The 12,563-nt window shown below is 63.2% G+C and carries 10 protein-coding genes; 2 read left to right on the plus strand and 8 right to left on the minus strand.

Going from position 1 to position 12,563, the window contains the following annotated elements:
* The 8 genes from tuf to F9929_RS06800 form a co-directional block, all read right to left on the minus strand.
* Positions 1-989: elongation factor Tu (gene tuf / locus F9929_RS06765; protein ID WP_152045754.1), on the minus strand; the 989-nt coding region annotated here is incomplete at its 3' end.
* 65 nt (positions 990-1,054) lie between these two features.
* Positions 1,055-3,145, minus strand: a complete 2,091-nt coding sequence (fusA, locus tag F9929_RS06770) for an elongation factor G (protein ID WP_152045806.1) — start codon at positions 3,143-3,145, stop codon at positions 1,055-1,057.
* Positions 3,146-3,175: 30 nt separating this feature from the next.
* Positions 3,176-3,646, minus strand: coding sequence for a 30S ribosomal protein S7 (rpsG, locus tag F9929_RS06775; RefSeq protein WP_152045807.1), 471 nt, complete (start codon positions 3,644-3,646; stop codon positions 3,176-3,178).
* Positions 3,647-3,676: 30 nt separating this feature from the next.
* Positions 3,677-4,048, minus strand: coding sequence for a 30S ribosomal protein S12 (gene rpsL / locus F9929_RS06780; protein WP_152045808.1), 372 nt, complete (start codon positions 4,046-4,048; stop codon positions 3,677-3,679).
* A 542-nt stretch (positions 4,049-4,590) separates the two neighbouring features.
* A complete protein-coding gene (locus F9929_RS06785; RefSeq protein WP_152045809.1) occupies positions 4,591-5,190 on the minus strand; it encodes an ABC-type transport auxiliary lipoprotein family protein in 600 nt (199 codons plus the stop codon).
* A gap of 70 nt (positions 5,191-5,260) precedes the next feature.
* A complete protein-coding gene (locus tag F9929_RS06790; RefSeq protein ID WP_193227636.1) occupies positions 5,261-6,940 on the minus strand; it encodes an MlaD family protein in 1,680 nt (559 codons plus the stop codon).
* Between the two features lie 4 nt (positions 6,941-6,944).
* On the minus strand, positions 6,945-7,793 hold the full coding sequence (locus tag F9929_RS06795) for an ABC transporter ATP-binding protein (protein ID WP_152045811.1): 849 nt from the start codon (positions 7,791-7,793) through the stop codon (positions 6,945-6,947).
* Positions 7,794-7,795: 2 nt separating this feature from the next.
* A complete protein-coding gene (locus F9929_RS06800) occupies positions 7,796-8,986 on the minus strand; it encodes an ABC transporter permease (RefSeq protein ID WP_152045812.1) in 1,191 nt (396 codons plus the stop codon).
* Between the two features lie 182 nt (positions 8,987-9,168).
* Here F9929_RS06800 and dgcA point away from each other — a divergent pair, with 182 nt between their 5' ends.
* A complete protein-coding gene (dgcA, locus tag F9929_RS06805) occupies positions 9,169-10,155 on the plus strand; it encodes an N-acetyl-D-Glu racemase DgcA (protein ID WP_152045813.1) in 987 nt (328 codons plus the stop codon).
* A gap of 52 nt (positions 10,156-10,207) precedes the next feature.
* Positions 10,208-12,556: an NADP-dependent malic enzyme gene (locus F9929_RS06810; RefSeq protein WP_152045814.1), complete on the plus strand. Its 2,349-nt coding sequence runs from the start codon at positions 10,208-10,210 to the stop codon at positions 12,554-12,556.
* Positions 12,557-12,563: the final 7 nt, after the last annotated feature.

The following is a 12,563-nucleotide window of genomic DNA, read 5'->3' on the forward strand; positions in this document are numbered from 1 at the left end:
AAGTAGAACTGCGGACGGTAGTTGGTGAAGAACGGCGTGTGGCGGCCGCCTTCTTCCTTGGTCAGGATGTAGGCCTCGGCCATGAAGCGCGTGTGCGGCTTCACCGAACCCGGCTTGCACAGAACCTGACCGCGCTCCACGCCCTCGCGATCCACGCCACGAACCAGCGCGCCGATGTTGTCGCCCGCCTGGCCCTGGTCCAGAAGCTTGCGGAACATCTCGACGCCCGTCACCGTCGTCTTCTTGGTGTCGCGGATGCCGACGATCTCGACTTCCTCGCCCACCTTCACGATGCCGCGCTCGACACGACCCGTCACCACCGTGCCGCGACCCGAGATCGAGAACACGTCCTCGATCGGCATCAGGAAGGGCTGGTCGACCGGACGCTCGGGCGTCGGGATATAGGCATCGACCTGCGCCATCAGCTCGCGCACGGCGTCCTCGCCGATGGTCTTGTCGGAGTCCTCGAGTGCGGCCAGCGCCGAACCCTTGACGATCGGGATGTCGTCGCCCGGGAACTCGTAGGAGGACAGAAGCTCGCGGATTTCCAGCTCGACGAGCTCCAGAAGCTCGGCGTCGTCGACCTGATCGACCTTGTTCATGAACACCACGATCGCCGGAACGCCGACCTGGCGGGCCAGAAGAATGTGCTCGCGCGTTTGCGGCATCGGGCCGTCGGCCGCCGAGCAAACCAGGATCGCGCCGTCCATCTGCGCCGCGCCCGTGATCATGTTCTTCACGTAGTCGGCGTGGCCGGGACAGTCGACGTGCGCGTAGTGGCGGGCCGGCGTCTCGTACTCGACATGCGCCGTCGAGATCGTGATGCCGCGCGCCTTCTCTTCCGGCGCCGCGTCGATCTGATCGTACGCCTTGTACTCGCCGAAGTACTTCGTGATCGCCGCCGTCAGCGACGTCTTCCCATGGTCGACGTGCCCAATCGTGCCGATGTTCACATGCGGCTTGTTGCGCTCGAATTTACCCTTGGCCATGAAGCCACTCCATCAATTTGCTGTGGGCAACGCCCGAATATTGCGAAGGCCGACGCTCAGGCGCGTCAGGCGTACTTCTTCTGAATCTCGTCGGCGACCTGGTTCGGAACCTGCTCGTAGTGATCGAAGGACATCGTGTACTGGGCACGACCCTGCGACATCGACCGCAGCGTGTTCACGTAGCCGAACATGTTGGCCAAGGGAACCATCGCGTTGACCGCAGTCGCGATACCACGGCTTTCGGTGCCCTGGATCTGCCCGCGGCGGGAGTTCAGATCGCCGATCACGTCGCCGACATAATCTTCCGGCGTCACCACTTCGACCTTCATGATCGGCTCGAGCAGCTTCGGCCCAGCCTTCTGAATGGCCTCGCGGAAACCGGCACGCGCCGCGATCTCGAAGGCGAGAACCGAGGAATCGACGTCGTGGAAGGCGCCGTCGATCAGTTCGGCCTTGATATCGACCATCGGGAAGCCAGCCAGCGGACCGGAGGAAAGAACCGACTGGATGCCCTTCTGGACACCCGGGACGTATTCCTTCGGAACCGAACCACCGACGATCTTGGATTCGAAGGTGAAACCTTCGCCAGCTTCCGCCGGAGCGAAGACCATCTTGACGCGTGCGAACTGGCCCGTGCCGCCGGTTTGCTTCTTGTGGGTGTAGTCGACCTCGGCCTGACGCGTGATCGTTTCGCGGTAAGCCACCTGCGGAGCGCCGACATTGGCCTCCACCTTGTATTCGCGCTTCATGCGATCAACGAGAATGTCGAGGTGAAGCTCGCCCATGCCGGCGATGATGGTCTGGCCCGACTCTTCGTCGGTCTTGACGCGGAAGCTCGGGTCCTCAGCGGCGAGACGGTTGAGCGCGAGGCCCATCTTCTCCTGGTCGCCCTTGGTCTTCGGCTCGATCGCGATCTCGATGACCGGCTCGGGGAATTCCATGCGCTCCAGGATGACCGGCTTCAGCGGGTCGCAAAGCGTATCACCCGTCGTCACTTCCTTGAGGCCCGCGAGGGCGACGATGTCGCCGGCGAAAGCTTCTTCGATGTCCGACCGCGAGTTGGAGTGCATCTGCAACATACGGCCGATGCGCTCCTTCTTCTCCTTCACGGTGTTCTGAAGGGAAGCACCCTTCGCCACCTTGCCGGAATAGATGCGGCAGAACGTAAGCGAACCGACGAAAGGATCGTTCATGATCTTGAAGGCGAGCATGGAGAGCGGCTCGTCGTCCGACGACTTGCGCTCCGTCTCGGTTTCCGTCTTCGGGTCAATACCCTTGATGGCGGGCACTTCGACCGGCGACGGAAGAAAGTCCACAACGCCGTCGAGCAGCGGCTGAACGCCCTTGTTCTTGAAGGCCGAGCCGCAGAAGATCGGCGTGAACCAAACGTCGCAAGTACCCTTGCGGATCAGGGCGCGAAGCTGATCATTGTCGGGGAACTTACCTTCGAGGTAATTCTCCATCGCCTGCTCGTCGACTTCGACGGCCAGTTCGATCATCTTGTCGCGGTATTCTTCGGCCTGGGCCTGCATGTCGGCGGGAATGTCGAGGACATCCCACTTCGCGCCGAGCGATTCATCACGCCAGATGAGCGCCTTCATCTCGATGAGATCGATGACGCCCTTGAACTCGTTCTCCGCACCGATCGGGAGCTGCACCACGATCGCGCGGGCACCGAGACGGGTCTTCACCATCTCGACGCAGCGGAAGAAGTCAGCGCCTGTCTTGTCCATCTTGTTGACGAACATCATGCGCGGAACATTGTACTTGTCGGCCTGACGCCAAACGGTCTCTGTCTGCGGCTCGACACCGGCATTGGCGTCGAGAAGCGCGATCGCCCCATCGAGAACGCGGAGCGAGCGCTCCACTTCGATGGTGAAATCGACGTGGCCGGGGGTGTCGATGATGTTGAAGCGACGGGTCTTGCCGTCACGACCCTGCCAGAAAGTGGTCGTCGCGGCCGACGTGATCGTGATGCCGCGCTCCTGCTCCTGCTCCATCCAGTCCATGGTCGCGGCGCCGTCATGGACTTCGCCGATCTTATGGGACTTGCCGGTATAGAAGAGAATCCGCTCGGTCGTCGTCGTCTTGCCCGCGTCGATGTGGGCCATGATGCCGAAGTTGCGGTAGTCTTCGATTTTGTATTCGCGGGCCATGGGGCTTCGCCTTTCGAAATCGGTCGCGGATTACCAGCGATAATGCGAGAAGGCGCGGTTCGCTTCCGCCATGCGGTGCGTGTCTTCGCGCTTCTTGACGGCGGTACCGCGGTTGTTCGCGGCATCCATCAGTTCGGCCGACAGGCGGTCGACCATGGTCGTCTCGTTGCGGTTGCGCGCCGCAGTGATGAGCCAACGGATCGCGAGAGCCTGACGACGCTCGGGACGGACATCGACGGGAACCTGATAGGTCGCACCGCCGACGCGGCGGGAACGGACTTCCACGTGCGGGGCGATGTTGTCGAGCGCCTGATGGAAGATGCCGATGGCATCCTGGCGGCTCTTGTTCTCGACGGAGTCGAACGCCCCGTAGACGATACGCTCGGCGATGGACTTCTTGCCGTCGTACATGACGGCGTTCATGAACTTGGTGACCACGAGATCCCCGAACTTCGGATCGGGGTTGATCTCACGCTTTTCGGCACGATGACGACGGGACATCTAATTCGTTCTCTTCGATCTTCGGACGACTTACTTCGGACGCTTCGCGCCGTACTTCGAACGGCGCTGCTTACGGTCCTTGACGCCCTGGGTGTCGAGCACGCCGCGGATGATGTGGTAACGAACGCCCGGAAGATCCTTCACGCGACCGCCGCGGATCATGACCACGGAGTGCTCCTGAAGGTTGTGACCTTCGCCCGGAATGTAGCCGATGACCTCGAAGCCGTTCACGAGGCGCACCTTGGCGACCTTACGAAGAGCCGAGTTCGGCTTCTTCGGCGTCGTGGTGTAGACGCGCGTGCAAACGCCGCGCTTTTGCGGGTTGGCCTCGAGCGCCGGAACCGTATTACGGTCCGTGGGGCGCACGCGGGGCTTCCGGATCAATTGGTTGATGGTCGGCATTCCAACCCTGCCTTCTTCGATCGATTCAGGTTCGTAACGAGGTGCCACAGGCTGCCGCACTACCGATGAGCCATGCGCGAAACCGGGCATAAGGTCCGCATGATTTGCGGAATGCCCGGACACGAAGCAGAGGACCGGAACACGGTCATGCGGCCAGCGATGTAACACTCGTTGAACGAAGCCTTGTTTGAGGCACTAGTCCCGGACGCGTCGCCCTGCGGAAAGTCTGCCTCACATCGGCTCTGTTGAAGCGCTAACTACAGATTCGCCGCCCCCTCGTCAACCCTGTTCGGGCAGTGACTGAGTGCCGACAAGGGATGGCAAGCAACGAACTGCGGGCCTGCGATCGGAAAGGAAGTGAAGGCTGACCTTCGCACTAAATCCTTTCACGATTCTGTACGCGACGATGCCCTGACCTTGTCGGTGAAGCGATCAGCGATGGTTCGATCCATCGAATCGGACAGCGGAAACAACGAAGGCCCCCGGCACGGTAAGGCGGGCGACCTTGGCTGGTGAATCAGGGGGCGATTCGAGTCGAACTGTCAGACCGTGCCGAGCGTCCAGGACACGACCTCACCGGCGACCGAATCGAATGCCCGGTCGAGTGCCGCGACAAAGGCGGAGTTCTCCGCACCGCTGACATTATTGCGCGCGGTGAAGACGCGCGTTGCCCGCACCGTGCCGTTCCGGTCGTTGAGAAGCTTGATCGCGATCTCGACCGTGGCGACATTCCGCCCACCCTCCGCGTCGATTTCGAAGCGGCGAAGCTCCATCACGAGCTGGTAGTCGATGGCGAGCCCCTGCCCCGGCACGCCGACGGCGCCGACCCTGCCCGTATTCTCGAAAGCCTGCACCATGCGGAGCTGGACGATGCGCGGCAGGCGATCGCTCCACTGGCTGTTCTTCAGCGCCTCCACGGTGAACGGGGTCGGCTTCACGACGATGTCGTTCGAGTCCAGCGCCTTGATCGCGGTCGGGTCGGGAATCAGCAGTTGGAGCTTCGAGCGCGCAGGGCTCGCGGCTGGCGGCGTCGGCGCGGATATCTCGTAGGTGTCGCGAGGCGTCGTCCCGCTGAGGGCCGCGCAGCCGCCGAGCGTCGCGGCGAGAAAGATCGCGGTCAGATTGCGGTACCGGTAACTCATCGACACGTCCTTGAAGGTCGGCGCACCGGCAGGTGCGTCGACGAAAGATGAGGGATTGGGGCGAAGGCCGTCAACGACGGTTCCGGCCATCATATTGCTTGATCTGATCGCCGCCGAAGATCAGTCGCTGCGGGTTCGATTCGAAGGAATCGATGGCGCCGCCGAGACGGTTCACGGCATCGTTGGCCGAGCGCACGAAATTGCGCACGTCGCCGAGGCCCCGGTTCGAGAAGTCCTGGATGCTCGCCGAAATCGGGCCGACCTGAGCGTTCAGGCTCTTGGCCGCCGCGCCGACGCTCTCGGACGCCGACTGGAAGGCCGCGAAAGCATTCGTCGCCTTGGTCACGAGACCGTTGGTGGAGTCCTCGTTCACGAAGCGGTCGACGGACGCCAGAACCGTTTCAAGACGCGAGGACGCGACGTTGATCTTGGCAGATGTCTGCTTGGCGTTCGAGATGATCTCGTTGATGTCGCCGCGCCGCTCGCCGATGTCGTTGGCGACGCGCGCCACCGAGTCGGCCGCCCGCGCCACGTTGTCGGTCGCGGAGCTGACATTGTTGACGGCGCGCGTGACCGTCTCCGGGTTGATGCCGGAAAGGATCTGATCGATCTGCTGGCGCGTGCCGTTGAAGTTGCCGACGGTGAGGTTCACCGTCTTCACGGCGCTGTCCACATTGTCGAGGATCGACTGGATCACGGGCGACTTGGCATCCAGGGCCGCGACGAGGCTCGAAGCGTTGTCGAGCGTTTCGCGCACGCGGGCCGGGTCGACGCCGGCCAGAATGCCGTTGGCGCGATTCACTGTCTGGTTGAGGTTCTCGGCGACGCGCGTGGCGTTGTCGCTGAGCGGCGCGAGATTGTTGAGGAAGCGCTCGACGCTCGGCGTGTTCTGTTGGATCACGTCGCCGACGCGCCCGACGCTGGTGGCCGCCGTTTGAACGGACTCCACGATGGTCGCGATGGCGCCCGACTGCTCGCGCAGCGTCTGCGAGATCGCCGCGACATTGTCCAAGGTCGTGCGAACGTCCTGCGGGTCCACGGCTTCCACGAGGCCGCGGATGGAGCGGACCGTCGATGGAAGCTCTTCCGCCACCGTATTGGCGGAATCGGCGAGGCGTCCGGCGCTGCGAAGGAAGTCGTCGATCTGATCGGAATTGGCGGCAAGCGTGCCGGTGAAGACCTTGATGTTCTCCGAGGTGGTCGTGATGTTGTCGGCCGTGGTGCGGACCGCCGGGCCGATGTCGTTCACGACGGCTTCGAACTGGCCGAGGATGTTGTTGGCGCGGTCGGCGATGTCTTTCGCCGTCGCGAGAATGTCGGTGACGTCGGACGGGTCGGCCCGGATCACCGGCACGGCCCCCTGCTCCTGCGCATATTGGATGATGTTGCGCTCGCTGACCGAACCGCCCTTCAACTCGATGAAGGCCTGACCGGTGAGGCCTGCGAAACCGATCGTCGCCCTGGTCGAGGTGGTGATCGGCGTGGTGCCGTCGACGCGCGTGGACGCGATCACGGTGCGCGGGTCGTTCGGATCGATGCGAAGGCTCCGAACGTCGCCGACCCGCAGGCCGTTGAAGAGCACCTGGCTGCCGACGGAAAGACCGTTCACCGAGCCTTCGATCCGCACCAGGAGTTCCACGCGGCTGTCCTGGTTGGCCACATTGGCCGACCAGTAGACGAACAGGAAGCTGGCAAGAAGGACGGCGACCGTGAAGACCCCGACAAGAACGTAGTTCGCACGCGTTTCCATGAAGTCAGTTCTTTCGGGTGTTGTCGTCGGATGCGTCATTCTCGTTCGGCGATGTCACCACCGTTCGAGCGCGCTTTCCGTGGAAGTAGGATTTGACCCATGGCTCGTCGGAATCGAGCATGGTTTGAAGCGGTCCTTCGATCAGCACGCGCTGCTTACCCAAAACCGCGATCCTGTCGCAGGCCTGGAAAAGGCTGTCGAGATCGTGGGTCACCATATAGACGGCGAGCCCCAGCGTGTCGCGAAGCGTCATGATCAGTTCGTCGAACTCGGCCGCGCCGATCGGATCGAGTCCGGATGTCGGCTCATCGAGAAACACGATCTCCGGGTCGAGAGCGAGCGCGCGGGCAAGAGCCGCGCGCTTGATCATGCCGCCGGAGAGTTCGGACGGATATTTATGCGCGGCGTCCGGCTGGAGGCCGACGAGGTCGATCTTCAACCGCGCGAGCTCGTCCATGAGCTTGGGCGACAGATCCAGATACTCGCGCATCGGAACCTGGATGTTCTCCAAAACCGTCAGCGACGAGAACAAGGCGCCGTGCTGGAACAGAACGCCCCAGCGCTGCTCCACCGCGAGGCGCTCGTCGTCGCTGGCATTCTCGTAGTCGACGCCGAAAACCTCGATCGTGCCGGCCTGCTTCTGGTTGAGACCGAGGATGGTGCGAAGCAGTACCGACTTGCCGGTTCCCGAACCGCCGACGAAGCCGAGGATTTCACCGCGACGAACATCCAGCGAACAGTTCTTCAGAATCTGCTTCGGCCCGAAGCTGACATCGACGCCGCGGGCGCGGATGATGATCTCATCATCGTCATGCCCCGCCTTTTCCACGATAGCTGCCTGATCTCCATCCATCTCTAAAATCCGATCGTGGAGTAGAAAATGGCGAAGAAGGCGTCCACCAGGATCACGAGGAAGATCGACTTCACGACCGACGCGGTCACATGGAGGCCGAGGCTTTCCGCGCTGCCGCCCACCTTCATGCCTTCGGAGGAAGCGACGACGCCGATGACGATCGCCATGAAGGGCGCTTTGATCAGGCCGGCCAGGATCGTGCCCACATCGATGGCTTCGCGCAGGCGCTGAATGAAAGCGGCAGGCGGGATGCCGATATAGATCCAACTCGTCAGCATGGCACCGGCGATGCCGGCGATATCGGCCAGAAAGGCCAGAAGCGGCAGAACGAGCGTCAAGGCGACGAGGCGCGGGAAAACCAGAACGCCGATCGGGTTGAGGCCGATCACCGTCAGCGCATCCACCTCTTCGCGCATCTTCATCGAGCCGATCTCGGCCGTGATCGCGCTGCCGGAGCGGCCGGCGATCATGATCGCGGTGATCAGAACGCCGATCTCGCGAAGCTGAAGGATGCCGACGAGATCCACTACGAAGATCTCGGCACCGAAGCTTTGGAGCTGAAAAGCGCCCTGCTGCGCGATGATGCCGCCGATCAGGAAGCTCATCAGCGTGATGATGGGCGTCGCGCGAACACCCATGCGGTCCATCTGGTTGACGATGGCCGCCATGCGGACCTGCGTCTGGCCGGTCATCCGGCGACCGGCGCCGTAGATCGACGCGCCGATGATGTTGAGGCCGAGAACGATCTCGTCCTTGATGGCATACATGCCGCGCCCGACCATCTCGAACGGCATGGTCAGAAGCGAGCCGGACCGGCGCTGCGGTTCGGGACGCTCCTTCTCGATCGCTTCGCGCACCGCCTTGAACAGCGCGTTGTCGTCCTTCACGCCGCGCAGTTCGACCTTCGCGCCCTTTTCGCCGAGCGCGCGCGCCAGGGTCTCCACCAGGAACGCGCCGGACGTATCGATCTTGCCGACCTTGGAGGCGTCGATCGCGATGCTGCGCCCGAGATCGGCGGCGCGCGTTTCCTCGACCGTCTTCTCGATCTTGCCGATGGTGCGCGCCAGCCAGTCCCCGCCGAGCTGCAGCACGATGCCCCCGTCGGCCTTGTCGGCGACGAGCGAAGGGTCGTTCGGCTTGCGGTTGGACTTGCCGCCGCCCGCCGGCATCTCGCCTTCCTTGGAATCCAGCATTCGTCCTTCGACCTCATAGACGGCAGGTGGCCTTGCCACGGCCGTCCAACTGACGGAAACAGAAAGCGGCTCCGCTCGGACGAGCACCCGCATGGGTTCCGCATCTGGGAAACGTTAATCGCCCGTAAATGCGCTGTCATGACGGCGACCCCGCTTTCGGCCCCGCGCCAGGAGGAATTCACGTGCCGCGTCGTCTTTCGGTAACAGTCGAGACCTTCGAACTGGCGCAGGCCTTCACGATTGCCCGTGGTTCCAAGCGCGAAGCGAGGGTCGTGGTCGCGCATCTGGAGGACGGCGCGCACCACGGCCTCGGCGAATGCGTTCCTTATGCGCGCTACGGCGAATCGGCGGAAGGCGTCGTGGCAGCCATCGAGACGGTTCGTGCTTCCGTCGAAAACGGCCTCTCGCGCAAGGAACTGCGGATCGCCATGCGGCCGGGCGCGGCCCGCAACGCGCTGGACTGCGCCCTTTGGGACCTCGAGGCCAAGACTGCGGGCCGCTCCGTAGCCTCAATGATCGGAGAGAATGTGCTCCGGCCGATCGACACCGCCTATACGATCTCGCTCGGAAGTCCCGAGGAGATGGCCGCCGCCACGAAGGCCGCCGCCGATCGCAGCCTCCTCAAAGTGAAGGTGGGCGGCGGCGAAGGCGATATCGAGCGCATTCGCGCCGTGCGCAGCCAGAGCGGTGGGGCGCGTTTGATCCTCGATGCCAACGAGGGCTGGACCGAGGACACGATCAGACCGAACATGCTGGCGGCGGCCGAAGCGGGTGCGGTTCTGGTGGAACAACCCCTGCCCTCCGACCGCGACGGCATCCTGGCGCATATCCCTCATCCGGTGCCGATCTGCGCCGACGAATCGCTGCATGTCTCGAACGATCTCGCCGGGCTGATCGACCGCTACGACTACGTGAACATCAAGCTGGACAAGACCGGCGGCCTGACGGAGGCTCTGAGCCTGATGCAGGCCGCTCGGGAAGCCGGGTTCGGGGTGATGGTCGGCTGCATGGTGTCGTCGTCGCTGGCCATGGCCCCAGCGGTTCTTCTGGCGCAAGGGGCCGATCTCGTGGATCTCGACGGGCCGCTTCTGATGAAGACGGACCGGCCGCACGGACTTTTGTACGAAGGCTCGACAGTCGCCCCGCCTTCGCCCCTGCTTTGGGGGTAGAGCTTCCCGTTGAATTGAAGTTTAAGAGCGGCACCGAACGGAGAAAGCGAACATGGACGACCGGGCCGAGAAAGCCGCGATTCAAAACGAGGTTCGCCGCCCGGATGATAAGGGCAAGGGCGATCGACCGACAAACGGCGACCTCGACTCGCAGGCGCTGTTCTATCACCGCCATCCCCGGCCGGGTAAGCTCGCCATCCAGCCGACGAAGACCCTCGGCAATCAGCGCGATCTCGCCCTCGCTTATTCGCCGGGCGTCGCAGCACCCTGCCGCGCCATTGCGGAAGACCCGGCGACCGTCGCCGATTACACGAGCCGCCAGAACCTAGTGGCCGTTCTTTCCAACGGCACGGCCGTGCTCGGCCTCGGCAATATCGGCCCGCTGGCTTCCAAGCCGGTGATGGAAGGCAAGGCGGTTCTTTTCAAGAAATTCGCCGATATCGACGTTTTCGACATCGAGATCGACGCCAACGAGATCGACCATATCGTGGAGGTCGTGGCGGCGCTGGAGCCGACATTCGGCGGCATCAACCTCGAAGACATCAAGGCGCCCGAGTGCTTCGAGGTCGAGGAGCGCCTGCGCAAGCGCATGGGCATTCCCGTTTTCCACGACGATCAGCACGGCACGGCGATCATCGTCGCGGCGGCGGTGCGCAACGCGCTGGAACTGACCGGCAAGAAGATCGAAGAGGTCAAGATCGTCTCGTCCGGCGCCGGCGCCGCGGCGATCGCTTGCCTCAATCTCCTCGTTTCGCTCGGCGCGAAGGTGGAGAACATCACCTGCACCGATATCGACGGCGTCGTTTACCTCGGCCGGCCGGCGCGCATCGATCGCTGGATGGCGGTCTACGCCAAGGAAACCGAGCTGCGCACCCTGTCCGACGCGATCCAGGGCGCTGACGTTTTCCTCGGCCTTTCGGCCGGCGGCGTCTTGAAGCCCGAATTCCTGGAAAAGATGGCGGAGCGACCGCTGATTCTGGCGCTCGCCAACCCGACGCCCGAGATCATGCCGGATCTCGCCCGTAAGGTACGGCCGGACGCGATGATCTGCACGGGGCGTTCCGACTTCCCGAATCAGGTCAACAACGTCATCTGCTTCCCCTACATCTTCCGCGGTGCGCTGGATTGCGCGGCGACCTCGATCAACGAGGAGATGAAGATCGCCGCCGTTGACGCGATCGCGGCACTGGCTCGCGAGGAAGTCTCGGAGGTGGCCGCGAAGGCCTACGGTTCGGAAACTCCGATCTTCGGTCCGGAATATCTCATCCCGTCGCCCTTCGACCCGCGCCTCATCCTGAAGATCGCTCCCGCCGTCGCGGAGGCGGCCGAGAAGACCGGGGTCGCGACCCGTCCGATTGAGGACATGGGCGCTTATCTCGACCGGCTGAACCGCTTCGTCTTCCGCACCGGCCTCATCATGAAGCCGATCTTCCGAACCGCGCGCGGCTCCGGCAAGCGGGTGATCTTCGCCGATGGCGAAGACGAGCGGGTACTGCGCGCCGCCCAGGTCGTCATCGAAGAGAAGATCGGCGAGCCCATCCTGGTCGGGCGTCCTTCGGTCATCGCCACGCGTCTGGAGCGCTATGGCCTGAAGATCCGTCCCGGATCGGATTTCGAGGTGGTCAATCCGGAAGACGATCCGCGCTATCGCGACTACGTCGACCATTATTTCTCGAAGGTCGGCCGCAAGGGCATCAACCCCGATACGGCGCGCACGGTGATCCGCACCAACAACACGGTGATCGCGGCCGTCGCGGTGTCGCGCGGCGAGGCCGATGCGATGATCTGCGGTCTTCAGGGCAACTACTCGCCACACCTGCGCAATATCAGCCAGGTGCTGGGCTTCGCCGACGGCGTGTCGAAGTTCGCCGCCATGTCGATGCTCATCACGCAGTCGGAAACGAAGTTCTTCCTCGACACCTATGTCCAGCGCGACCCTTGCGCCGAAGACATCGCGGAGATGACGCTGCTGGCGGCGGCCGAAATCCGGCGTTTCGGCCTGTCACCGAGGGCGGCGCTCCTGTCGCATTCGAACTTCGGCACGGACGATGTCGAGGAAGCACGCAAGCTTCGCCGCGCTTTGAGGCTCATTCGCGAGCAGGCGCCGGATCTGGAAATCGACGGCGAGATGCACGGCGACGCGGCCCTATCCGAGTCCACGCGTTATCGCGTGATGCCGGAATCGACTTTGACGGGTGATGCCAACCTTCTCGTCTTCCCCAATCTCGACGCGGCGAACATCACGATGAACGTTGTGAAAGTGATGACGGACGCGCTGCATGTCGGGCCGATCCTCCTTGGCGTCGGCAAGCCGGCCCACATCCTCACACCGTCCGTCACGTCGCGCGGTGTCGTCAACATGGCGGCGATCGCGGTGGCGGAAGCGGTCCAGCGCGGCTGAATCCAAC

The sequence above is a fragment of the Aureimonas psammosilenae genome (assembly GCF_009176975.1).
Classification (GTDB): Bacteria; Pseudomonadota; Alphaproteobacteria; order Rhizobiales; family Rhizobiaceae; genus Plantimonas; species Plantimonas psammosilenae.

Bases quoted from the DNA above. Each gene is read 5' to 3' on its own strand.
- rpsG (WP_152045807.1), bottom strand. From the start codon at position 3,646: ATGTCCCGTCGTCATCGTGCCGAAAAGCGTGAGATCAACCCCGATCCG.
- F9929_RS06790 (WP_193227636.1), bottom strand. From the start codon at position 6,940: ATGGAAACGCGTGCGAACTACGTTCTTGTCGGGGTCTTCACGGTCGCC.
- fusA (WP_152045806.1), bottom strand. From the start codon at position 3,145: ATGGCCCGCGAATACAAAATCGAAGACTACCGCAACTTCGGCATCATG.
- F9929_RS06800 (WP_152045812.1), bottom strand. From the start codon at position 8,986: ATGCTGGATTCCAAGGAAGGCGAGATGCCGGCGGGCGGCGGCAAGTCC.
- rpsL (WP_152045808.1), bottom strand. From the start codon at position 4,048: ATGCCGACCATCAACCAATTGATCCGGAAGCCCCGCGTGCGCCCCACG.
- F9929_RS06785 (WP_152045809.1), bottom strand. From the start codon at position 5,190: ATGAGTTACCGGTACCGCAATCTGACCGCGATCTTTCTCGCCGCGACG.
- F9929_RS06795 (WP_152045811.1), bottom strand. From the start codon at position 7,793: ATGGATGGAGATCAGGCAGCTATCGTGGAAAAGGCGGGGCATGACGAT.
- F9929_RS06810 (WP_152045814.1), top strand. From the start codon at position 10,208: ATGGACGACCGGGCCGAGAAAGCCGCGATTCAAAACGAGGTTCGCCGC.